The organism is Bacteroidales bacterium (genome assembly GCA_035647615.1).
In the GTDB taxonomy this organism is placed as follows: Bacteria; Bacteroidota; Bacteroidia; order Bacteroidales; family 4484-276; genus SABY01.
The window spans coordinates 65,392-89,517 of the sequence record DASRND010000029.1 but is presented as its reverse complement, the minus strand read 5'-3'; the positions used below and the strand labels follow the sequence as shown (position 1 = coordinate 89,517).

At 44.1% G+C, this 24,126-nt stretch carries 14 protein-coding genes; 3 read left to right on the top strand and 11 right to left on the bottom strand.

Going from position 1 to position 24,126, the window contains the following annotated elements; translation table 11 throughout:
- Window position 1 precedes the first annotated feature (1 nt).
- The 3 genes from VFC92_09365 to VFC92_09355 all read right to left on the bottom strand — a co-directional run bounded on the left by VFC92_09365 (window position 2) and on the right by VFC92_09355 (window position 2,105).
- Window positions 2–868 (bottom strand): glycosyltransferase family 2 protein, encoded by an 867-nt coding sequence (locus VFC92_09365; GenBank protein ID HZK08397.1) that lies wholly within the window; start codon window positions 866–868, stop codon window positions 2–4.
- Between the two features lie 215 nt (window positions 869–1,083).
- Window positions 1,084–1,497, bottom strand: a complete 414-nt coding sequence (locus VFC92_09360) for a hypothetical protein (protein ID HZK08396.1) — start codon at window positions 1,495–1,497, stop codon at window positions 1,084–1,086.
- Between the two features lie 110 nt (window positions 1,498–1,607).
- Window positions 1,608–2,105, bottom strand: coding sequence for a hypothetical protein (locus VFC92_09355; protein ID HZK08395.1), 498 nt, complete (start codon window positions 2,103–2,105; stop codon window positions 1,608–1,610).
- A 303-nt stretch (window positions 2,106–2,408) separates the two neighbouring features.
- Between VFC92_09355 and hutH the strand changes: the two genes are divergently transcribed.
- Complete coding sequence (gene hutH / locus VFC92_09350) at window positions 2,409–3,932, top strand: histidine ammonia-lyase (GenBank protein ID HZK08394.1); 1,524 nt, start codon at window positions 2,409–2,411, stop codon at window positions 3,930–3,932.
- 369 nt (window positions 3,933–4,301) lie between these two features.
- Here the strand turns inward: hutH and VFC92_09345 are convergent, their stop codons facing one another.
- The 5 genes from VFC92_09345 to VFC92_09325 all read right to left on the bottom strand — a co-directional run bounded on the left by VFC92_09345 (window position 4,302) and on the right by VFC92_09325 (window position 17,247).
- Window positions 4,302–7,421, bottom strand: a complete 3,120-nt coding sequence (locus VFC92_09345) for an HsdR family type I site-specific deoxyribonuclease (GenBank protein ID HZK08393.1) — start codon at window positions 7,419–7,421, stop codon at window positions 4,302–4,304.
- Between the two features lie 6 nt (window positions 7,422–7,427).
- Entirely contained in the window at window positions 7,428–8,639 is a 1,212-nt protein-coding gene (locus tag VFC92_09340) for a restriction endonuclease subunit S (protein HZK08392.1), read from the bottom strand.
- Window positions 8,632–11,403 carry a type I restriction-modification system subunit M gene (locus VFC92_09335; protein HZK08391.1) on the bottom strand — a complete coding sequence of 924 codons (2,772 nt, stop codon included), beginning with the start codon at window positions 11,401–11,403 and terminating at the stop codon, window positions 8,632–8,634. Before VFC92_09335 ends, VFC92_09340 begins: the two co-directional genes overlap by 8 nt.
- Before the next feature lie 2 nt (window positions 11,404–11,405).
- Window positions 11,406–11,600, bottom strand: a complete 195-nt coding sequence (locus VFC92_09330; GenBank protein HZK08390.1) for a helix-turn-helix transcriptional regulator — start codon at window positions 11,598–11,600, stop codon at window positions 11,406–11,408.
- A gap of 118 nt (window positions 11,601–11,718) precedes the next feature.
- Window positions 11,719–17,247, bottom strand: a complete 5,529-nt coding sequence (locus tag VFC92_09325; protein ID HZK08389.1) for an MG2 domain-containing protein — start codon at window positions 17,245–17,247, stop codon at window positions 11,719–11,721.
- Window positions 17,248–17,339: 92 nt separating this feature from the next.
- On the opposite strand from VFC92_09325, the gene VFC92_09320 reads away from it, so the two are divergent.
- Window positions 17,340–17,801, top strand: coding sequence for an NUDIX domain-containing protein (locus VFC92_09320; GenBank protein HZK08388.1), 462 nt, complete (start codon window positions 17,340–17,342; stop codon window positions 17,799–17,801).
- A 54-nt stretch (window positions 17,802–17,855) separates the two neighbouring features.
- On the opposite strand, the gene VFC92_09315 is transcribed toward VFC92_09320, so the two are convergent.
- On the bottom strand, window positions 17,856–20,816 hold the full coding sequence (locus VFC92_09315; GenBank protein HZK08387.1) for a PEP/pyruvate-binding domain-containing protein: 2,961 nt from the start codon (window positions 20,814–20,816) through the stop codon (window positions 17,856–17,858).
- 246 nt (window positions 20,817–21,062) lie between these two features.
- Between VFC92_09315 and VFC92_09310 the strand changes: the two genes are divergently transcribed.
- Window positions 21,063–21,392: a thioredoxin family protein gene (locus VFC92_09310; GenBank protein HZK08386.1), complete on the top strand. Its 330-nt coding sequence runs from the start codon at window positions 21,063–21,065 to the stop codon at window positions 21,390–21,392.
- 59 nt (window positions 21,393–21,451) lie between these two features.
- Here VFC92_09310 and VFC92_09305 read toward each other — a convergent pair whose 3' ends face one another.
- Window positions 21,452–22,684: a hypothetical protein gene (locus VFC92_09305; GenBank protein ID HZK08385.1), complete on the bottom strand. Its 1,233-nt coding sequence runs from the start codon at window positions 22,682–22,684 to the stop codon at window positions 21,452–21,454.
- 264 nt (window positions 22,685–22,948) lie between these two features.
- The gene (locus VFC92_09300; GenBank protein HZK08384.1) at window positions 22,949–24,064 is read right to left on the bottom strand and encodes a TlpA disulfide reductase family protein; all 1,116 of its coding nucleotides are present in this window, start codon (window positions 24,062–24,064) and stop codon (window positions 22,949–22,951) included.
- Window positions 24,065–24,126 lie beyond the last annotated feature (62 nt).

Genomic DNA, 24,126 nt, shown 5'->3' with positions numbered 1-24,126 from the left:
GCTATCTTTTTGCACGGTTGAGCATCGCAATCTGATCGGCAAGCAGGCCGATAAAAAACATGATGATGCCAAAAACAAGGATAACGATGGCGCTGTTGGGGAAGCGTTCGGCGATGAAATATCCCACTATGCCCCAGGTCATTCCCAATGCAGCGGTGATAAGACTTAGCGGGAAAAATATCTTGAGCGGATTGAAAAGCATAATAATTCTTAGCAACAGCAGCATGGTTTTGGAGCCATCTTTTACCATTTTCACATTGCTTTTGCGTCCAATCCTTTCGGTAACGCTGATGGGGAAAGTGGCGATGGTGTAGCCTTCTTTAAGAAATGCAAGTGTGGAGGTTGTCGAAAACGAAAACCCATTGGGCATCAGGTGTAGCATCTCTTTTATTAATTCCCTGTCGAATCCCCTGAAGCCGGAGTTGTAGTCGGGAAGTTTTTGCTCTACCAGAAATTCGCCCACCTTGCGAATAATTTTTTTGCCGGTCTGGCGGTTTTTTACCTGATGTGAATCGGTATCGCGTTCGCCTATCACCATATCGTGATCGGCCAAAAGGTCGATGAGCTGCTCGATGTATTTTGGATCGTGCTGCCCGTCGCTGTCGAGTATCACTATCTTTTCGCCATGGGCTTTGCGGATACCGGTTTTCAATGCGGCACCGTAGCCTTTGTTTACATTATGATTATAAAGTTTTACAGGATATTCCGCGATGATCATGGCGGTGTCGTCGAGGCTGCCATCGTTGATGTAAATGAGTTCGTACTTTTCATGGTAGCCAAGCTCCACGAAGCGCTCCAACGCAAAGCGGATGGCGTCGGCTTCGTTGTAGGCCGGAACAATTACTGAAATCGAAGGTGTTTGCTGCATTCAGAATTTTAATTCATTGATGTTATTTCAAAACAGGCAAAAGTACAGTTTTTGATTTGAAGAAGAGTTTTGGGACCAGGAATTGAAAAAATAGGCAACTTTATTAATAATGAAAGATACGATCCATACAATTTCGGAATCAGACTCCGAAATTGTGAAGGGTTTTAGGTAAAAATAAATACTTATTTGTGACTTAAAGATAAGAACAAGAAACACTAAAGTAAACCTGCCGCTCTGAGTACTTCTGCAAAGATGGGATCGCGTTTGGCTTGCTCGCGGGTAATATTTTCGAGCCTGTTGAGGCGCTCATCATGCTTGTAGGATTTTTCCTGTATAGGGTGCAATGCAGTGCGTCTGTCCCAAATCATATAGCCAAGCATGAATAACATCAGCGCAAACAACAACCCAATCATCCAATACAGTGGTTCAAATTTAGAATTGTTTGCTGTTAATTTTGCCTCCATTCCTTCAAAGCGAGCATTCATTTCATTGCGAAGTGATTCCACCTTCTCTTCGGTACGCATGATGCGATCGCGATCCTCAAGTGTGAAGGGAACCTCCATATTCTGTGGCAGTGCCTGAGACACAAGGACTGCAAAAAAGCTGAAGATGAGAATTATCTTTTTCATAATTGTGACAATCAAAACGAATACAAATATAGGAATGTTTTGATCATCTCATAAAAAATCTGAAATACAATAAATGAGTTTTGAAAAGCAGAAGAGGATTAGGGAATTTTTTATAACAGGCCTGCTGCTCTGAGTACTTCTGCAAAGATGGGATCGCGTTTGGCTTGCTCGCGGGTAATATTTTCGAGCCTGTTGAGGCGCTCATCATGCTTGTAAGATTTTTCCTGTATAGGGTGCAATGCAGTGCGTCTGTCCCAAATCATATAGCCAAGCATGAATAACATCAGCGCAAACACCAACCCAATCATCCAATACAGCGGTTCAAATTTAGAATTGTTTGCAGTTAATTTTGCCTCCATTCCTTCAAAGCGTCCTTCTATTCCTTCAAAGCGTCCTTCTATTCCATCAAAGCGCGCCTCCATTCCTATAAAACGAGCCTCCATTCCCTCAAAGCGCGCATTCATTTCATTGCGGAGCGATTCCACCTTCTCTTCGGTACGCATGATGCGATCGCGATCCTCAAGTGTAAACGGAACCTCCACATTCTGTGGCAGTGCCTGAGACACAAGGACTGCAACAAAGCTGAAGATGAGAATTATCTTTTTCATAATTGTGACAATCAAAACGAATACAAATATAGGAATGTTTTGATCATCCCACCAAAAACCTGAAATACAATTTGTCAATATTCTTTAGGAATTGCCCACCAATTAACACCGAACAAAAAGGAATTAACATCAACTCATTTTTCGTTTTCATTCGCTTAATTCGCGGAAATTAGCGGACAGTGGATTTCTTTGGTAGCTTTAAAACCATTACAAGTGACAACAATTGTTGAACAACTCCTTCATGGCGTGGAGCTATTTTACCCTACTTTTGCCGACATATTTTTATCAAAACATCAAACGACCATGGCAGTACATTCCATCAGCACCAAGCTATTGAACTTCGAAGACATCGAAACCATTATCCGTGAAAAGTTTACGCTGGAGCTTTCAGAGGAGGCACGCGAAAAAATCGTTCGTTGCCGCACCTATCTCGACAAAAAGATGGCCAGCAGCAACGAGCCGGTATATGGTATCAATACCGGTTTTGGCTCTTTGCACAACGTCACCATCTCCAAAGATGATCTTAGCCAGTTGCAGGAAAATCTGGTGATGTCGCATGCCTGCGGAATGGGCGATGAGGTGCCGCGTGAAATTGTGAAGCTTATGCTGCTGCTCAAGGTACACGCCCTCTCTTATGGCCATTCGGGCGTGCAGCTTGAAACGGTGCAGCGCCTCATCGACTTTTTCAACAACGATGTGCAGCCCGTCATTTATCAGTTGGGATCGCTGGGCGCTTCCGGCGATCTGGCGCCGCTGGCACACATGTCGTTGCCGCTTATTGGCAAAGGTGAAGTCTATTTTCGTGGCGAAAAGATGCCTTCGCGCCGCATGCTCCAGCTTATGGGTTGGGAACCTCTCACGCTGCAAAGCAAAGAAGGGCTGGCGCTGCTCAACGGTACCCAGTTTATGAGCGCATACGGCATCATGCTTTGTCTGCGCATTTTCAGGCTTTCGCGGCAAGCCGACATTATCGCAGCGCTTTCTCTCGACGCCTTCGACGGGCGTATCGAGCCGTTTCACGATCTCATCCAGCAGATACGCCATCACCGCGGACAGATTAAAACAGCAAGCCGCATCCGCCAGGTTCTCGAAGGCAGCGAACTGATCAACCGCAAGAAAGCACATGTTCAGGATCCCTACTCTTTCCGCTGCATCCCACAGGTGCACGGCGCCAGCAAAGATTCGATAGATTACGTAGCCTACGTTTTCCGTATGGAAATCAATGCCGTTACCGATAATCCCACCATCTTCCCCGACGAAGACCTGATCATCTCTGCCGGCAACTTCCACGGACAGCCACTGGCGCTGGCGCTCGACAACCTGTGCATTGCCATGGCCGAGCTGGGCAGCATCTCCGAACGACGCACCTACCAGCTCCTCGACGGCAAGCGCGACCTGCCCAACTTTCTCGTGGCTAATCCGGGATTAAACTCCGGTTTTATGATCCCGCAATACACTGCCGCTTCCATTGTAAGCCAAAACAAGCAATTGTGCACTCCCGCTTCTGTCGATACCATCCAATCGTCGCAGGGGCAGGAAGACCATGTGAGTATGGGCGCCAACGCCGCCACCAAAGCCTACCGTGTACTGGAAAATCTCGAACGCATCCTTGCTATCGAGCTTTTCAACGCGGCGCAGGCATTAGAATTTCGCCGGCCTGCCAAGACTTCGCCATATCTCGAAAAACTTTTAGCCGATTATCGCAAGCAGGTCAAGTTTATCCAAAACGACAAAGTGATGTACGAAGACCTCAACGCCACCGTACGTTTCCTGCGCATACTCGATTTTGAAATTCCCGGTGAGGATGTCTCCAAATATGTGCTGTAAGTTCGTTGCGGTAAAATCCGCTTTGCGCAATGCAAACCAAAAAAGCCTGACAGGTATACTTTCGTTACAACCTGTCAGGCTTACATGAATCTCAGTTTGTTTATTCTTTTTTCAATCTTGCTTACAACGGCTTGTGTATGAAGCGTTGGGCATTTCGAAGCACTTCATTTTCAAGTTATCGTTAATTTTCTTTATTGCTCTAAGTTCCATTTAACCACTTATTACCCAATAATTTATACACTTTTTTGTATGCCCGTGCTTTCTTTTTCTTTCGACAGGATTGGCTTTGCAAGCTCTTTGACAAAGCTTTGGTTTGTGCTTGGGCTTGAGCGGCTTTGGCAATGTGCTTGCAAATGCGTGGGAGATATTTTATTCAATGTCAAAACCATCTTCAATTATAAATCTTTGTAATAAATTATATACTCTCATATTTACTTTGAAAGGTGGAATCGTTGTCCCTTCAAGTTTTTCAAAATATGCTTTTGCTTTGTCCTTGTCAACCGTGTTTTTCAATTCATCGAATCTTCCATATTCATTAATATTTAGTTCTGTAACTCCAGATAACATCAGTGTCCGAAGTTTTGATTCATCAAGTCCAAGTAATGTCGAAATTCTTTTTATTTGGTCATTCTTTGCATTGAACTCGTATTCTGTGATATACTCTCTAAAGGTTTTGCCACTCTCTAATTTAGCAACTCCGCTTTGAACGTCACGAATAAAGAGATTAGCATATTTCTGTTCTTCTTGTGTCAATGTTGCAAATGATTTATACAACTCGTCTAATGTGTTTTGCAATTCGGTTGGGTCAATGTCTCCTTTTCTTAGCTCTTTTATGTACTTGTCAAAACGAGAGTTCATGTAATCTGAATCAATTTTGGCTGTATCAATCTCCGTCAAATAACCCTCAATTTCATAAGGCACATCACCACCGCCACCACCACCACCTGTATTAAATAGTTCTTTGTAACGCAAGGCTAAAATCAAATAAGTATTTTCATCTAATGCCATTTCAATAATTACTTTGCCTTTTCCAAAAACATATTGCAATTTGTTCCAATTGAAGCCTTGAATCTTTGCTGCTTCTAAGTAATTGCTGAAGTTTTTGAAGAGTATGGCAAATCTTCCTCTTTCGGATAAGTCGTCTGGTAACCTCTCGAAATTGTCGATAGCTGCTGTTTGAAATAATTGAGTTATCTGCTCAAAAACAAAGTTCATTGAATTGAGATTCGTATCTAAATGTTCAACAAATAATCCAACAGGTTTGTCGCCAGAATATAATTTTATTGCATCATTGATGTTTCGTTCCATCGAATGAGGCAAACGGTAATACCTTATTGTACCAAATGGTTTGTCAGGACCAAAAAGGCGATTAGTTCGTGAAAATGCTTGGATAATATTTTCATAATGGAGAACCTTATCCATATACAAAGTATTAATCCATTTGGAGTCAAAACCTGTAAGCATTTGGTCAACCACAATCAATAAATCTATTTGCTTATGCGGTGTAGATTCTATTCTTAAATAAGGCTCTTTGTGTGCAAGTCTTGCAGCAATGTCTTTTTTGAATTTGGCATGATTGGCAAGTCTGAAATCTTGCTCATATCGTTCATTGTAGTCGGTCATTATTTCAACAAGACCGTCCTCTTTGTATTCAGTATTTCCGTTGTTGTCAATATGTGGGTCAAATAATGCAGTTATTTTTAAGTTTGGATTTTCTGCTTTGAATAAACGGTAAAATAAAATTGCATCGGCTATGCTGCTTGTAGCAAAAATGGCGTGGAATTTATCGTTTTGACTAAGTACTATCCAATTGCTTAAAATGTCTTCAACTACTTTTTGATGATGCTCGTCACGGTCATATTGTGAAGTGGGCAAGTAATCTTCAATTCCTCGAACATAACGACCTGAAGGTTCAAAATGTCCAGCCATTCTAACTCTAGTCATGTATTTATTAAATACTCTTGCTTTTCTTGGGTCTGCCAATGCCTCCGCATCATCGTTTGCCCTTGCTTTTTCTAAGGCAACAGCTAATCGCAAATCACGGTCTCTGTAAGTAAGTATTTTGTATGGGTCAAAACCGAGAACATTTTTATCACGAATACCATCTGCAATACTGTATCTATGCAATTCATCCCCAAACACCGTTGATGTGGTGTTCAATTTCTTTTGGTTCTCTTCCTGAATTGGAGTTCCTGTAAAGCCAAAGAAGATGGCAGAAGTAAAAGTCTTTTTAATCGTGATGAGCATATCACCGAAAGTTGAACGGTGTGCTTCATCCACTATAAAAACGATTCGCTTTTTATTCATGAGCAAAATGTCGTGAGCATTTAGCCCGTCTTCTTCATCTTTAATGTTGCTCATTTTTTGGATTGAAGTTACAATCAACGTATTTGCAGGGTCTGAACTTTTGAGTTTCGTGACCAAAACACCTGTGTTTTCCGTGGCTTGTATGTCTTCATTTTCATCTGAAAAACCACGATATTCTTTCAATGATTGTGTTCCAAGTTCAATTCTGTCCATTAAGAAAATTACCTTGTCTGCATCTTGCGAATTGGCAATCAATTGGGCAGATTTAAAGCTGGTCATGGTTTTGCCCGAACCTGTGGTGTGCCAAATGTAACCGCCTAAAGCATGTTTACTTTTCCAATCTGTTTTGGCAACTTTATCTGAGATGGCATTGGCTGCAAAGTATTGATAACTCCGCATGACTTTTAAAACACCATCGTTGCTGTCTGCTACAGTGTAGAAACCAATTAATTGGTGAGCCATTGGAATAAACAATAACGAAGAAGCAATCTCACTCCAATCATTTATTGGCTCATTGTTAAAGTCAGCCCAATGGAAATAAAAGTCTTTGTTGAATTTGCCATCAGGGCCAGGATTGGCAAAATAAACCGTTTCTTTTGGCTCCATTGCCACGAAAATCTGTACCAGAGAAAACAAGCCAGAAAAAACGCCACCTCTTGAATATTTTTCAATTTGATGACATGCTTGACTTACAGAAACACCGTTCTTTTTTAATTCAATATGAATGACCGGCATACCGTTGATTAGAAGCATTAAGTCGCCACGCCTGTCATTTAAGATTTTTGACTTGGTTGGGAAAATGGGTTGTTGGGCAATTTGGTAACGGCTTTGTCCTGCCGCAATTTCAAGTCTGTCGTAAATCTTTAAACTTACTTCTTTGCCAAAATGAAGTTTATCGACAGGGTTATCTCTTTTTATGGAAACTGTTTTTCCATTGATAAAGCCGTTTAATTTTAATGGAGTTCTTAGAGCATTTATCTGCTCTAAAATTTGTTGCATTTCCCCTTCGGTAAGTGAAAAGTCATTTAATCGGTCTTTACCCCTGTTGTTTTCAAAAAGTATGTTCGCCCAATTTTGGAGCAAGTCTTTTTCAGTAGGACGTTTCAATACTTCCGTCCAACCCTTATTCAAAAGGACTTTTATCAAGGCTTCTTCAAATTCTGCTTCTGTTTTGAAAGTCATCTTAAACTATTTTATTTGTGCAAAGTGTTTTGAAGTGGCAGATGTCAGTTTTTCAAAACAAGCTTTTTTAATGTTTATTATTTTTTCTAACCCCTCTACATGAAGGCTTAAAAGTTGATCGATTGAATAAAGGTAGGTTCCTATTTTTTCTTGTTCTTTAATATCCTCAGGAATCCACACCTTTATCTTCATCATTGGTTCTGAATTTAATTTTGCTCTCCCACCACCAACTAAAAAAGGTTCTATGTTAGTAGAAGAGATTGCGTATTTTAAATAAATATTATTTGCAATACCTTTTTTAGCTTGGAGAACATGGGCGTGATTATTGACCCAAATCTTGCCGTTTACATATTGTACTGGATAATTTTTTAAATTATTAGCACCATCCTCTGCAACTAGTATAAACTCTCCTTCATGTGTGTGTCCTTTTACATAACCCTGAATTCCATTTGCACCATAGTAAGGTGTCTGTCCAGCAACTCTTTTATCTGCTTTAACTGGAACTCGAAGATTATCATGTCTATCTGCCAGCAGTCCAATCTCAAGTTCTTTCCAACTATCAGAAAAATTATTGAAACGTACTGCTGGCAAATTTGAACCTAATTTTGGGAACAACTTTTGAATTATTGATCTTCTTACATTTAATAATTTATTACGTTTTACTTGATGAAGCTTTATTAGGGTTTCTAAAGAGTCAAAAAGCTCCCCAATTTTCTTCTGTTCATCTTTTGATGATGAAATATTGACTTTAAGAGATAATAGATTTTCAGGTTTAACAGATTGTCTCTTGACAACTGTTCCTTCTTCATATTGCAATGCTCGCAATTTGAACTTTTCACTTTTTACAATGAGTTCTACAAACGAAGGCTCTTCTTCTGTAGTGAAGGTTACATAAATTGGCGAAATTACACCACGTCCGTGCTTGTTGCGGTCTATTGCTCCATACTTAAGATTGGAAGGATTATAAACTATGTCATTTAATTCAGTGAGTTTATAAATTTTATTCTCTTGGTCATGCGTTAAATGGTCTCGATTGTTGGATTTTCTTTCGCTTCTGTCAATAACACCTTGACCTGCTGCAAAAGCAAGTATCGGAGCATCTTCGGTAATCTTTTGCATTACTTTTCGCTCCTTCAAGATTTTGCTTAGTTCTCGTTCTTCCCAATCTTGTTCAAAACCAGCAAAACGTACTTCGGGGTTTGTATTGATTTTAGCCATTTTGCTCTGTTGTTTTTAAAAGTGATTTCAATTCGTTCAAACCCTTCATGTCAAACTCGTTGCCTTCTAGGTTGCCAATCAATGATGATAAGGTGCTTTCTGCTTCTTTAATTTCTTTTGCTACGTCCGAATAAGTAATAGCGTATTTGTCAGCAAGTACCTGTACTTTATTGGTAAGTTGAGTGCTGATGGTTTCAGGTAAGTTGTTCAACGATGAAACAACTGGAGCAATCCATTTTAAATCAAGCAATTCATAAACATGTTTGTTTGTCAGGTTTTCAATCGTTTCTTTTGTCTTTAAATGAAGTGCAGCGGATTCCGCTTTTATTTCAGCCTTCAATTCTTTCTCGCTTACTAACAAGGCAGCTGTTTTAACCATCTTGTTTTCAAAAGATTCTTCAGGGAAAGTAAACGTTGATTGCAATTCAAATAAATACTTGTTTACAGCAGGCTTGCCAAATGTTCCGTCTTTGTTAGCCTCCATTTTAGTCCAATCAATCTCCTTCTGAGAATTGATGAAGTTTTCTTTTTCGAGCTTCTTGGCTTTACTTTCCAATAAGTTCAGATACTCTTTTATTGCTTTGATTTCATCGGTTTCAACATCGGCAAAAATCTCTTTCAAATATTCGTTGAGTTCTTTTACCACAAAAGCATCATTATTGTCATTTAAAATACTTGTATCCCTTTCTTCCTCCGAAAGTGAATCAATGATTTCTTCTAATTCTGTGGCAATTTCAGTAACTCTATTTTCTTTGGCTCTCAAAATATTTAACTCCTCTTGCAAGTAGGTTTCCTGCACTAATAAGAAAGGCATTACTCTACCCATCCAACCGTCTTGCACTTCTTGCTCAACTCCGTCTTTTTTCTTGGTAACCATGTTTGGGTCAACTTTTTTGGTTGCCTCAAATCCTTCTGTTTGTATAATCTCCAAATCAACTTTGATTACATCCCATTCGTTGTCTAACAATTGGTAGGCTTCATATTTATCAATCAGCTTGATGTTTTCCAATCGCTTAAATATGTCGTCACTTAAAACTGTTTTTTCTCTGTTAATTTTTACGGTTAGGATATTGGTCAATAATTCGGTTTTCAAAAAACTATCAAAATCCGAAAATGCTGTATTGAAACCGCTTACGAATGCTTGAACACTTTCATGTTCTTTTATTGCAGCGTTGATGTCTTGTACAATTAAGTTTGAGTTAATGGGTAAGTTTTTGGCAAATAGTGTTTCTCGCAATTGTGGAAATGCGTCCCAATAATTTTGCAAGTCGTCAATTTCATTTTCTGGAATACCTCCAAACATAGAAGCGTAGATGTCCCAACTTTCAGGATTCTCAGAAGAATCAACATAACGTGGAATATTTAGGTTGTACTCATTCTCTCTGATTTCTTCTCGAGTTACAACTTTTGAAAATTTTAGGAATGATTCACGGTCACGAACTGCATCAGCAATTCGTTTAATGTCAGAGGCACGTAGTTTATTATTTTTCCCTTCTTTAACAAAACCTTTAGAAGCGTCAACTATTAATACATCTGTGTTGGCACGTTTCTGTTTTAATATCATTACGATTGTCGGAATGCCTGTACCAAAAAATATACTTGGTGGCAAACCAATGATTGTATCAATGTGATTCGCTTCAATTAATTTTTCACGAATAACGCTTTCCTCACCGCCACGGAATAAAACACCATGTGGCAATACAATTGCCATAATTCCATCAGGCTTGATGTGAAAAAGGTCGTGTAGTAAAAAAGCGTAATCTGCTTTTGATTTAGGTGCAAGTCCAAACCTTGAATAACGTGGGTCGGCTTCTTTGTGGGAAGGATCCCACTTTTGAGAATAGGGGGGATTGGAAACTACGGCATCTACATAAAGTGGATTGTAAGTGTGTATCGGGTTGTTTTCATCGAAATATGGCCAATCATCTTCTAAAGTGTCTCCGTTTCGTGTGATAATATTGTTTGGCAAAAGTCCTCTCATTACTAGGTTCATCCTAGTTAAGTTGTATGTGTTTTCTTTGAGTTCTTGAGCGTAGAATTTTATGTTGTTTTCGTCATCAATGTGTTTCGCAACACTACTGCCAATATTGATAAGTAAAGAACCCGAACCACTTGTCGGGTCATAAATTTGAATTTCTTTTTTGTCTCTTAAATGATGTGCAATTATTTCTGACATAAGAACTGAAACTTCATACGGAGTGTAAAATTCACCCGCTTTTTTTCCTGCATTTGCAGCAAACATTCCAATTAGGTATTCATAAATAAAGCCAAGCACATCATAATCCTGTCTGCCATCCATTGGAATATCCTTGATTAAATGCAGTAAGTCACGAATGGCTTTTGTTTGCGAAGCTGCACTGTCACCCAATTTGCTTAGTCCAGTTTGTAAAGTGTCAAAGATTCCGTCAAACAGTTTCTTGTGAGCAGGACTTATCAAGCGGCTAAAAGCAGAAAGAGCATCACGAACATTAGCAACATCAAAGTCCTTGCCCATGCTAATCCAAGTAGAGAACAAGTTGTCATAAGCTATAAAGTACCCAATATTGCTTTTGATGTGTTCAACGGTTTCAGTGTCTTCTTCGCTAAGTGCTTTTATATCCACCTCAGTGAAGTCTTCTTTCTTTGCAAATTGGAGTTCCTTTTCTGATAAGTATTTATAGAAGATGAAACCTAAAATGTAGTCTTTGTATTCGTTGGCTTCAATTTTAGAACGCATCTGATTAGCAGATGCCCAAATTTTAGCAGCAAGTTTTTGTTTGTTCATATTTACTTCTTGTTTGAAACAATTAATACTTTGATGTCAACATCAAGGATTTCTGCAATTCGGTATAAGTCCTCCAAACTTGGTTGTCTTACGTTACGAGCATACTCATTAATGGTGTTGTAGCTCTTTTCCATTTTGTTAGCAAGCCATGTTTTAGAAATCCCTCTGTCCTTGAATACTTCTTTAATTCGGTTCATAGAATCCTAATTAATTTTTTAACAAGTCAAATGTAGTAAAAATACCCTGATATACAGTGTAAAAATTCACGGTATTGTGGTGGGCGGGTAGGGGCAAGCTCTTTTGGTTTTGGCTCCCTCATCGCACCACTTCCACCCATTGTCCTGCGGTTCGGGCATAGATGGCATCGTCGTACATGGCGTGGCAGGTTACCGGCGGCAGGTAATAGCGGCCTGTGTAGGCAGCATGCAACATTACGCTGTAGCGGCGAACGCCATTTCGGTTGAGATTGAAGAAGGTGTAAACCCTGTCGTCGCGGATGTCGCGGTAATCCCAATCCGACGCGGCGGCGTTGCCTTCGCCCGCATCAGCATAGCGGGTGCTCAAAATTTCCCATCCCGACGGAAACACCTGACTAAGCGCCATATTGTCGATGCTGCCCGCAAGGCCGCTGTTGCGGATGGTGACGATGGCCTGGAAGTCGGTTCCCTGTTTTATACTCCCCACCGGCAACTGTGCACCACTCATCGTTTGGTACGAAACCTCCATGGTTATGTTTTTGGATTCGGCGATTTCAGTTCCGAAATTGGGTCTGCCAGTGATGGTTCGGGTAAGGAATAACCGGCCGTCATTGGTATTTTTTACGGTCATGCTGTTTCCTGCATCGACAGCTTCCAGCGCAACAGTATAAACAGGCACCAATGAGCGCACGGTTTGGGATTTTTTATTTTTCTCAAAATCGAAAGTAAAGCTCTTGCCAAAAGCATCGTCGCCGGCAAAGGTAGCCAGGGCATAAAGTGCAAAGGCTGCCGACTGCGTGCTGAGCCAACTGGTTTGCATCTTCTGCGCCATGCGACCGGCCAGCTCAAAGGCTGCTTCCTGCTTATTCATCATCACCAGCACTTCAAGTATCATGGCCTCGTCGCGCAACTGTGAGCCGTATGTTCGCCCTGGCCTTTTATATTGATATTGGGCTTCCGCCTTTATGTTTTCGGTGAGCGATGTAGCTACTTCCGGCTGACCGGAAAGCTGATAAGCTGCTGCCAGCCGCCAGCGTGCTGTAGCTGAAAGCTCCGTTTCGCGCAGGCGGTTCATGGCACTCATATTAGGCTCGCCGGCCAATGCCAAAGTATATAGCCTGTAAGCCTGCATCAGCGCTTCTTCGCTATCCGCAAAGCTATGATTATATTGGCTTGCCTTTTCGGTTTGCCAGTTGAGCCATTTCCGTTTAAAGTCGAATGGGATGAGATAGCCTTTTTGTGCGGCCAGCAACATAAAGTGGCCTGCATAGCTGGTTCCCCATTCGGTGATGTGGCTGTTGCCCGGCCAGTAAGATAAAGCCCCATTGGTTTGCTGAAAAGCAGCTATTTTGCGAATACCTGCCATCACATTGCGGCTTACCCGCGCCTTCTGTTCGTCGGTGAGGCTGGTGAGTTTGTCGAGGTATAGCTGTGCAAAAGCGCTCGAGGTAATTTGCTCTACGCATCCATACGGATATGCCACCAAATATTTCAGGTGCTGGTCGAGATGAATCGATGGGAACGACGAAACGGCAAGCGTGCCGCTGTTGCTGCCTTCCACACCAAAGAAATCATAAGGAATCGTTTTAGATTCTCCTGCGTCAAGCGCAAAAGTTTTAAGGCGTGTTACAGGTTCGATGGGATTGCGCACTTGCAGCTCAATGGTTTGAGAGGTGGTTTCGCTGCCCGCGGTGGCCTGCACCGTCAAGCTCGAAAAGCCTTCCGCACCTTCCGGAGCTTTCAGGCTAAAATATCCTGTTTTTTCACCTGCCCGATCAAAACTAACGGTGGTGGTTTTACTACCCATAACTTCGAGTTTTCCTTTGGTAGAAAGCTGAAGTTCTACGGTGCGTATTTCATCGTTCATGGCAAACACCGTTACCGGCAGATCGAAGGTTTCGCCCGGACCAATGACACGTGGCGCTGTGGGAAGAATCATCACCGGCTGCTTTACAGCTATTTCGGCTTCAGCCGATCCATAAGCGCCATTGTTGGCAGCTATTACCATCACACGAACGGCGCCCACGTAATTGGGCATGTGCAGTTGATGCACAGCGGTTTTTTTGCGTGCCAGCTCAAAAGGCCCCAGAAACGTCACCACCGGTTTGAAGCGGTTGGCTTTCTGCTCGCCATATCGCAGCGCCGACTGGTCGCCACCGATGGCAAGCACTTTTTGCAACCTACCGCCATAAGCGCCAAGCACCTCATCATAAAGATCCCATGTTTTGACACCCAACGCTTCGCGGGCATAAAAATGCTGCCACAGGTCGGGCGTAGCAAAACGCGTAAGCCCTAGCAATCCTTCGTCCACCACAGCAAGCGTGTAAGTCATGGCTTTTCCATTCTTTTCTGAGACTTTAATGTTATAAACAGCATCGGGACGCACCTTTTCTGGGGCTTCCACTTTCGGGTTCAGCCGCGACTCGGGAACTTCCACCATGATTGGAACTACGCCATACATTCGGATTGGCCTGTCGTTGATGGTTTGTGCGTGTGGCTGCAGCAATGTGACGTACAGATAAGCGTTGGGAGCCATATCTGCCTTGACGGCAAATTCCGTCTTCGTTTCACCGGGTTTACAATTTACCCACCAATAGTCGAGTACATTGGAGCCATTTTCGAGGCTGAGCAATGCTGAACTGTTTTCGGCAGAGGCAAAAGTTACTTTTACCATATCGCCGGGCTGGTAGGTAGTTTTGTCGGTGGTGATGTCGATCAAGGTTGCTCCGGCAGGGTTGCCACGATTGGCGCGCTGTTCTTCGTTTGCCCAGTCGAAGTAAACCGTGGTGCCGGCAGTGTGGCCATAGCGGGTATCTACCAGCTGCAGGTAGTAACGACCCCAGTCGTCGTCGGCAATAGTGAGCGGTACGGTGGCTGTGCCGTTGTTTGTGGAAAAGACAAATTGCTCGACAAGATTGGCGTCTTCGCCTTGTGCCCATCGTGCAAGATTATCATTTTGTGCACTCCACCACCAGTTCCACGACACCCTGAAAATCTTTAGCCGGATTCCGGTAGCTGAAACAGGAGCGCCATTTTTATCTACAGTAGCTATCTTTATCTCATGTTTGGTTCCGGTGGTGAGCATATTTTTGTACTGGCTGTCGTAGGGAATTTTGATTCCTACAAACTGCGGATAAGGCGCAAAAGGCATCGTCGTTACATCCGTGCTTTGGTCGCCGCCGGTTTCGGTTACGCGGGTGGTAAAGACAGCCTGCAGCATGCCGGGCGCCTGGTCATTGGTCTGGATGTCGAGTGGGAAAGAGGTATTTCCTTTGCCATCGAGCGTTCCTGTAAATATCGTCTCTTCAAAACCGCCATACGTTTTGGCGGGATCGGTAAAGTTGTAATCTTCAAATTTATCAAAGGTGTGTTTGAAATCTCTCAGGCGAAGATTTACGGAGGCTTCGAGGTTGGCTGCCACGGCACCATGCAGCCAGGCAACCTTGAGCGTTACAGATTGATTTTGAGAGAGGATTTTCCTTCCGAAAGATAAATCCATTTTCAGCCGGTTGGGTTTGATGGTTTCGATGCGGATGGATTTCTCGAAAGTGGCGCCACCCACAATAATACGCGCACGCCAACTACCGGTGGGATCCTGGGAGTTGGTTGTGGGTTTAAAAACATAAAATCCATTCACACCTTCGGTCTTTACCTCGCGTGCCGAGAGCTGGCCGCGCGGATTGTAAAGCTCCATCACCACCGGATGATTATAAGGCAGATTGGCGGAGATGTCGTCCATTACAAAAGCAAGAAAGAGCGTGTCGCCCGGACGCCAAACACCGCGTTCGCCATACATCATCCCTTTTATTCCACCGCTCACCTGTTGTCCTGATACATCAAAAGTGCTCATCGAGAGCGAGCTGCCGTCATCCACTTTGAGCCAGGCTTGCTGCCCTCCCTTGCTAGCGCGGATGAGATAAGGCACCTGCTCAAGTGTGATGCGTGCCAGGCCCTCGCTGTTGGTTGCGATGTTGCCGATATGCTGTTTCTGAAAATTATAAAAATCGACTGTGGCAGCACCTTCCGGGGCAGTGGTCAAAAGGTTGGTGACAGCCACCGTAAACTTTTTGTTGTCGGAGCTTTTGGCAATGATGCCCAGGTTGCCCGACAGCAGGTTGCGCCGTGGGAATCGCTCGGGAACATAATACGAATCCGTGCAGGGATCGTCGCGCTGCGCCCATCGGTAATTTTCGGGAAACTCGTAGTAGTAACTGTCGCCACCATCCCACCAGAATGCTTCACCTTCGTTATAAAGCGGCAGATTTTCAAATTTCTTCAATTCATCTTCGTCGTCGGTGCCACAGTTGAAGAGTGCATATTCTTTTCGGAAAGAAATTTTTAAGCTGTAGATGGCTGCCGGATCACGGTTGATCATGTCGGTAAGATCGATGGAAAAAGCATTCCATTGCAACAGATCGATTTCTGGATTTTTGTCAAGGCGTACCATTTTACGATACACCGGACGGCTTACCTCACGCAGGTTGTAGGATGTATTATAACCTTCATTTTGAAAAAACTGCATCACGTTGTCCGAATAGATTTTATAAACGGTAACGTCCACCGCGCGCAGGCTCACGCTGCGGAAGGAGAGCATCAGGTTGCGGCTGTCGGGCATGATATTGCCTTTGCCGGCTATCTCCACCTGCGGCTTGAGCGCCGAGAGTGCTACCACCAGTTCCTGGCGACTGCCCAGAGCGTTGCCCGAAGCATTCCGCAAAGCAGCATCCAGTACAAGCGTGGCTTCGCCATTGATACGCTGTTGCGGATATACCAGCAGGTCGGAACCCTGACGTTGGATGCGCAGGTTTTTATCGTGTTGTTTTATCTGCACCAGCCCGGTGAGATTTTGTAGCGGATCAACAGGATCGGAAAAGGTAAGCCTGATAAACTGATCTTTGTCGTCCTGGCTAACGGCGACATTGAGCAAAGTGAACTCGTTAACCGACGGAATGTGAATATCCAAACTACCCTGTTTGGCAAAACCAATTTCTTCGCCGTTCCATTGCAGATGAATGGCGTAAGCCTTGTCGCGTCGCGGTATGTTGCGAATGGCATAATTAAACTGGCGCGGACTTTCCGGAATGATTTCCAGCTTTAAGCCGTCCTCAGGCGAAGAAATGGATAATATTTTTTGTGCATCTTCCACACGCATGTCGTCGGCAGTGATCATCAGACCCTCGTAATCTTTGCGCTTTTCCTCATTGCTCCGTGCTTCCATAAGTCGTCCCGGAAAAACATTGAAGTCCTGTGCGATGACCATAAAATCGAAAACAAAATTTGCCGACACACCGATAGTGTCGAGCACCCTATCGAGTTTAAAAACGCCTGTGTATCGCTCGCCATGTTCCAATAAGCCAACAGGTCGATATTCGATGGTGTAGGCATCGGTAAGGTAGGCATGACCAGAAATGGACGGAGTAAAACTGAGCGTCTTTTCGGGCAGACGCGTGCCGGGTTCATAGGCAGCCACAGCTTTACTAAGTTTGATAACCACAGGCGCATGGGCCGAAATAACTCCCGAAGTATAGCTGCTGATGTAGCCGGTGAATTGCTGCGGGTCGCTCGGTGTGTAATCTTCGCTGGTGCGCGAACACGCTGCCGCCAGCATAATGATCGTCAATGTAATGGCGTAAATAATCTTTTTCATCCCATTAAAATATTAGGTTTGTATCGGTTTTTTTTGCCTGTCATTCAGAAAAACTCAGCTAAATGAGGTCACTAAAGTAAGACTTTCCCTATATGGAAGAGAAAAAAGTTCAAAAATTCAATGTGCGGGTTTATGGTTTGGCGCTTTCGGCGGATAAAAAAGTGCTGCTCACCGACGAATATCGGCTGGGGATGCTGATGACCAAATTTCCGGGTGGCGGCCTGGAACCCGGCGAAGGTACACTGGATTGCCTTCGGCGTGAATGTTGCGAGGAGCTTGGCACCGAAATAAAAATCATCCGTCATTACTACACCACCGATTTCTTTCAGATATCGCGTCTGATCGATCCTCCGCAGCAGCTCATCAGCATTTATTATCTCATTGATATCGTCGATCATAGTGCCTTCAAAATTGCCACCCGTCGATTCGAATTTATTCCGGTGGATGGCGCGCAGACTTTCCGGTGGGTACCATTGCAGCAGTTATCTATTGATGAGCTCACCTTTCCAATTGATAAAAAAGTGGGTGCCATGCTACAAAAGGAGTTTATTTGATTTTAATATTGGGATTTATTTGGAATTTGTTTTTTGCAATTTGGAATTTCCAACTTACATCTTCATTACCACCCCGATTTTCTTTTTGCCATCAATTTTGATAACCACCGGCTTGTGGAAACGAATGTGCCGGATAAATTCATCTTCATAAACGGCTTCGTGCCTGCGCAGATATTCAAGGTCGTAAAAGCCTTCGTTTACGAAAGTATTAATGGTGAAATATCCCACACGGAAAGAGGTGAGATTTTGAAAAAAATGTGTTCCCTGGCTGGGATCGATGTGATAGTTTTTTAGCCCCGACTCGACAATGAGGCGGGCGGCAGAAATCTGTGCCCATTTTACGGGAATGCCCAGCCACGGATCGGTAGAACCCCAACGCCCAGGACCCACCAGGATATAGTTTTGATCTTCGGCAATGAACTTATCGTTGATGCGCGCCACCGTTTCAGCAATCTCGCGGGTGCGTGCCGCATCAAAACTTTCGGGTTTTACATACACAAAATCATGAATGTTTTTGATGATTCCATTGCCCAAAGCATTGGCAGAGATGAGAATGGTTTCTTCCTCAGGAATTTCCGTAAGACGTTCTTCGATCGTCTCATTGCTGTCGACGATGGGACGTATCTGTAAAAGATTAAAAAATACCGGCTGGTCGTTGGGAACATTAAGATCAACAGCAAATTCTATCTCGATGCCGCGGTTCATTTCTCGGTGACCCACTTCGAGCACTGTCTTCAGGATTTCGGCCAACGGGAACATGCCATGCTTTAGAATGTGGGCGAAGGTGATAATTTTCTGTCCGGTGTAATTCACACCATCACGAATCATGTTATTTTGATAATCGTGGGTTGAGGCTACCAAATTGAGCGATTTGTCGGCTTCGGCATCTTTTACCGGAAGGTGCAAAAGATTAATACCGTCGTCAGTGCTAACCTTGAAGTTGTGGAGGTTCATGTCGAGGGCATAAAAGGTGTGTTGCGTTTCGCTGATGGCCATATTGGTATTGGAGAGCTGGAGCAACTTTTTAGGATACACCGGCGAGAAGCGCAGCGTATTTCCTCCGTCGACAATATATTTCCCCAGCCCGAAAGCCACATTGGCGACACCTTCGTTAGGCAGCTCGGGATCGATAGGATAGAAATTGATCGACCGTGCCACACCGGAAATGGTTGGATAAAACCTGTCGCCGTAGCGCGATCCGCAGACCTCCTGCAACACAATGCCCATCTTTTCCTCGTCGATAACGTTGAGGGTGGCCGACATGTATGCACGGCTATCTTTGAAATAAGTCGAAGCATAAACGCTCTTGATAGCCAGACTTAGGTTTTCGAACATCAGCCGTTCGTCATCGGCCATATTGGGGATCATGTAGGTGGAATATATTCCGGCAAACGGCTGGTAATGCGAATCTTCGAGCAAACTCGAGGAGCGGATGGCGATGGGATTGTGTGTGATAGAGATAAATGCGTATAAACTTTCGTGTATTCTGAAAGGCAGATGTGCCTCGGTGAAGGCGTGCAGGATTTGCTCGTCGCTGCTACCGGACATGGTAATATCGTAGAGATGGTTTTCCTCCATAAATTCGTCAAAAATGTCGGTGCCCAGAACTACTGTGTGCGGTATGTTGATGATGATATTGGGAAACCGGTCGATGAGGTGGTTTCGCTTTATCATCAAATCCAGGAAGGCCAACCCGCGGGCTTTGCCACCCAGCGAGCCTTCGCCGATACGCGTAAAGGTGAGGTACTCGTCGAATTGGTCGCGTCTGAATTCGGCAATCACGCCGCGCCCTTTGTACATCCTAAACTTGGCAATGGCCTCGTAGAGGAAGCGGCGTGTTTCGATGAGACTATCGAAATCGTCGGGATGTATTTCTTTGAAAAGATCAGCCAATGAAAACAGTGCCCTGGCGCGCAGCCATTTGGAGATGTGGTTGCGGCTGATGTGATACAAAAAAGAATTGTCGGGAATTTGATACAGGATCTCCTGAAGATTTTTCAGGTCGGTGGCGCGCATCAGCTCCTGCCCCGTATCGGGATCTTCAAAAACAAAATCACCAAAAGCAAAATATTGGGTGATAAAATCACGGAGCTGGTGGCTGAGGTTTTTGGCGTTTTTATTAATAAATCCTACATTAATTTCGCTGGCTATCTCTTGCACAGACTGATCGGACGACTGCAGCAACACCGGCATAAACTTATCGTTGTCCTTAACCATTTTACAAAAGCGCAGGCCGGCCATTTTATCCTGTATCCCGTTGCGTTTGTAGCTCATATCGGATATGATGCCCAGCAGATTATTTTTGTATTTAAGATAAACATCTTCGGCTTCTTCGTAGGTAGTAGCAAGCAAAATCTTCGGGCGTCCGCGCATCCGCAGCATCTTCTGATGATCGTTGAGCGCCTCGGTCATAAAAGACTTACTCTGTTTAAAGATGATTTTATAAATATTGGGCAGGTATGACGAATAAAAACGCACGTTATCTTCCACCAGAATGATCACCTGCACACCCACCTGCAAAACATCTACATCCAGATTCATCTTATCTTCTATCAGTTTGATGATAGCCAATAGTATGTCGGCATTACCCAGCCAGGTAAAAACGTAGTCGAGTCGGGCGAGCTTGCCGCTGTCGAGTTTCAGAGATATTTCGCGCGAGAAGGGCGTGAGCAGCACCACGGGAATGTCGTCGTATTTGGCTTTGATCTCTTCGAAAGATTCCTCATCGAAGGCACTAAGCATAAAGATGATCAGATCGATTTTTTCTTCCTCCAGCATCCGTAAGGCTTCTGCTTTGCTTCCCGCCTGTAAAAACTGAGGCGGATAACGAAGGTTGAGCGACACATATTCGTCGAAAATCTGCTCATCGATACGCCCATCGTCTTCAAGAATAAAAGTATCGTAATTGCTGGCAATGAGCAACACGTGATAGATACGCTTTCGCATCAGGGTATTAAAAGGCGTATCATTAAAAACGTAGTTGCGGCCGAATATTTTGGATAGATCTTTTTGCATGAGCGATGCTTTTAAATTGAATGTTGCAAAAATAATATATTGCAGGTGCCTGCCCTCGTATTTTAGACTGGTATCATCCGGGGCATTCGCTATCTGATCATTAGCAAATGTTAGCTTTTTTGTAAACCGTATTTTGGTTTGGTTATTAATAAAGAACAAGGATTAGAACAATGAAGCTATTGAAACGGGGATAGAAATATGAGAACACATTCGTACTTTTGCGCCGCATTATAAAAACCTGCCAGAATGGAAAACGAATTACACCACCTTCCCACACTCATCGACCAGGTGCAGCATGCTGCTGCCTGTATCCTTTATTTCTACAGCGATCGCTGCGCGCCCTGCGTGAGTCTGCGGCCAAAAATTCAGGAAATGACGGAACAGGAGTTTCCTCAAATGTCGCTGATTTTCGTCAACAGCGAATTTCATCCCGACATTTCTGCGCATTATGGCGTGTTTGCCAATCCGGCCATCGTCGTTTTCTTCGAAGGCCGCGAGTTTCGCCGTTACAGCAAATACATATCGGTGAGCCAGTTGTCGGATGACATCGAAAGAGTTTACAGGATGCTTTTCTGAAAAGCATTAAAATATTGCATTAAACGCAGATATTAAAAAGGGGGACCTCATCTGCCCGATCAGGGATTGCATGTCGGAAACTCCCACTCGAAATCTTCATTTGCCTTCAGGCGATACATCCTGGTGCTTTGCAAAACGCTTAGCGTAAAAATGCTTTTTGAAGGCCAGAATACGCTTACACCGGCAATTTCCACAATGGCATCAATTTTTGATAGCACATCGGCAGGCATTGCACCAATAACAACATCGCATTGCGCTAGCACGGGCAAAAGGTTCCATCCGGCTGCGATGGAAATCACTGGTGGTTCGGTGGGCACGCCCGCCACATTCAATGTGGCATTTTCTGAACTCTTTAAAAAATAGCCTGCTGAAGGATCAATTTGTACCAGCGTATTGATGCCGCCGGCAGGATAATAAACTTCCTCACCATCCGAAAGAAAAATGAGTTGGTTGCCCAAATCACCAAACACATCACCAACATATAATGAAGGGGGTTGGATCGCCAACGAAAAAGTGTTCCATCCTGCCGTAAACTGAAAAGTTTGAACCCTCAGCGCCTGAACTTCCAGCAGCGCCTCACGGCTATAAACCGTGCACCCGCCGCCGGTGAGCCTGCACCGAAACAGATTTCCAGTCATCGAAAGATTAGCCGTAGCTATCTCCAATGTTTCGGTATCTGTACCCAAATAATTTGCTAATTCTCCAATATCAATAAAAGTAGTTCCCTGGTCGGTGCTACGCTGCCACTGATAAGCGACGGCAGAGCCGCTCCCGATAGTAAATCCGGCAGGCTCGCCTTCATAAACCGCCTGGTCGTCGGGTTGACTAAGAATAACAATGGATGGCTGAATGGTACCGCCGGAATACGCTACCTCCAGCACTTCCAGTTGGGTGGTGGCAACTTCGCAGTTGGGAAGAAACGTAAAAGCACCTTGCCCATCTTTGTAATGATATTGAATATCAAAAAGTTTTCCTGCAGCAATGCTGGCGCCGGCCACACCCGCCCAACTCACCGCCACCATGGGCTGGGGCACCAGCAAATGATTGTAAAGCAATCCGCCCAATTGCGGATGCACGTTGCTCACCGTTACATATTCCACTGCCGAAGTATCATAAGCTATAAAAAGCGTAATGGCTCCTACATCGAAAAGATTAGTAGTATTCACACCCACAGCTACATTGGCTCCGGGGCAGGCAGTGAGCTGGGAAATGTAGACAGATGTATTTTGCGCCCGGGCGGTTTCGCCTAGAAGTAAAAATAAAAGGATGATGATAAGAATAGATTTTTTCATTATCGTCAGGTTTATCAGGATCTGTTTTTTGAAAAAGCACCACAAATCTAATAAAACTTGTGACGAACAAAACGAAATCAAATTATCCTCGTCCGGTCTATTTTTACAGGCTAGCCTGTTTCAATGTTTAGAAAAAGCAGGCTAAACCTAAGCTGAACGTAGGAATAAGACTTTTTAATTTTTCTGAGAACTGAGAACTGAGAACTGAGAACTGAGCACTGAGAACTGAGGACTGAGGACTGAGGACTGAGGACTGAGAAATGATTACTCCAGCCTGCCTAACACTTCGGTCAATTCACGAAACTTCGCGGTAGAAGCAACGATCGTTCCGCTGCTGTCGGCCAGGATGAAATAAGGGAGATGCCGGCTTGCGCCAAATAGCTTTGCCGCCGCCCCCGACATTCCTTCGGGATCGTTCACATGCGTCCAGGTGGTGTTTTCGATCTTCACCGCGGCCTTCCAGATTTTAGTGTCGCTGTCGAAAGAGAGAGCAAGTATGGGAATATTGGTGCTAAGCGCTTTTAGCTGCTGGATAGCAGCGCGGCTTTCGGGCGACCAGGAAGCCCACAAAAACAGGATCAATGGTTGCCCGTTGAATGAGGAAACCGCTGTTGGATTTCCGTTTTCATCGGGCAGAGTAACGGCAGGTAACTTCCGGCCAGGCAGCAGCCGGTCTGCCAGTTGACGCTCCTGTTCACGTTGTTGCATAGCGCGCTCCACCCTGTTTTTATGATGCGTTACGTGGGTATTTCCGGGATAGTGCGCGCCGGTGCTGTCGGCAATGATGCGGTAGAGTTCAGGAAATGAATCGACAGGAAAAAGCGGGTTTCCCGAGAAATATGTATTCACCAGCAGCACCGATGCCAGTGAGGAAGGATGTTGCAAAATAAGATGCTGAACAAATTTGCGATGGGCAACAAGAGAACTATCAACAAACTGGTCGGCAGCAGTTTTTATGGTCACAAAATCTTCCTGGCTGCGGCTTTCCAATACGATGCTTCCCAACGAGTCGAGTGTAAGACGCAACTGCCGCGACGTGTTGGCATATTGCATCAGCAATCGGGAATCTTCGTTGCCCGTAATTTTATAAAATCCATTGCCGTCTGCCGAAAATGATAAGGTGTCGCCTTTATCCAGCAGCAGCACCACTTTTTCGTTTTCATCATCAAATTGCAAAATATAGAGTCCCGTTTCAACGGGATGAGCAACAAGCCGAAAGTTTCCGTCAGCAGCAATGCTTACCGAATCCACTCCCGTGACTTGTTCTGGTGTCAGCTCGCTGAGCCGGATTTCGCCCCGGATGCCCTCCGGAAACTTTCCTGACACCACGGCAATCTCAGCGTTGTTTTGCTGCCGGCAGCCAATCAGTATCACAACCATTATTAACATGATTAAAAAATAATGAACCCGCCATCCGGTGTGTCGCAGTGTTAAACTTTCTA

What these genes read in the sequence shown, in the direction of transcription:
- VFC92_09305 (HZK08385.1), bottom strand. Translation starts at nt 22,684, where the DNA reads ATGAAAAAATCTATTCTTATCATCATCCTTTTATTTTTACTTCTAGGC.
- VFC92_09325 (HZK08389.1), bottom strand. Translation starts at nt 17,247, where the DNA reads ATGAAAAAGATTATTTACGCCATTACATTGACGATCATTATGCTGGCG.
- VFC92_09315 (HZK08387.1), bottom strand. Translation starts at nt 20,816, where the DNA reads ATGCAAAAAGATCTATCCAAAATATTCGGCCGCAACTACGTTTTTAAT.
- hutH (HZK08394.1), top strand. Translation starts at nt 2,409, where the DNA reads ATGGCAGTACATTCCATCAGCACCAAGCTATTGAACTTCGAAGACATC.
- VFC92_09300 (HZK08384.1), bottom strand. Translation starts at nt 24,064, where the DNA reads ATGGTTGTGATACTGATTGGCTGCCGGCAGCAAAACAACGCTGAGATT.
- VFC92_09360 (HZK08396.1), bottom strand. Translation starts at nt 1,497, where the DNA reads ATGAAAAAGATAATTCTCATCTTCAGCTTTTTTGCAGTCCTTGTGTCT.
- VFC92_09340 (HZK08392.1), bottom strand. Translation starts at nt 8,639, where the DNA reads ATGGCTAAAATCAATACAAACCCCGAAGTACGTTTTGCTGGTTTTGAA.
- VFC92_09330 (HZK08390.1), bottom strand. Translation starts at nt 11,600, where the DNA reads ATGAACCGAATTAAAGAAGTATTCAAGGACAGAGGGATTTCTAAAACA.
- VFC92_09320 (HZK08388.1), top strand. Translation starts at nt 17,340, where the DNA reads ATGGAAGAGAAAAAAGTTCAAAAATTCAATGTGCGGGTTTATGGTTTG.
- VFC92_09365 (HZK08397.1), bottom strand. Translation starts at nt 868, where the DNA reads ATGCAGCAAACACCTTCGATTTCAGTAATTGTTCCGGCCTACAACGAA.
- VFC92_09310 (HZK08386.1), top strand. Translation starts at nt 21,063, where the DNA reads ATGGAAAACGAATTACACCACCTTCCCACACTCATCGACCAGGTGCAG.
- VFC92_09355 (HZK08395.1), bottom strand. Translation starts at nt 2,105, where the DNA reads ATGAAAAAGATAATTCTCATCTTCAGCTTTGTTGCAGTCCTTGTGTCT.
- VFC92_09335 (HZK08391.1), bottom strand. Translation starts at nt 11,403, where the DNA reads ATGAACAAACAAAAACTTGCTGCTAAAATTTGGGCATCTGCTAATCAG.
- VFC92_09345 (HZK08393.1), bottom strand. Translation starts at nt 7,421, where the DNA reads ATGACTTTCAAAACAGAAGCAGAATTTGAAGAAGCCTTGATAAAAGTC.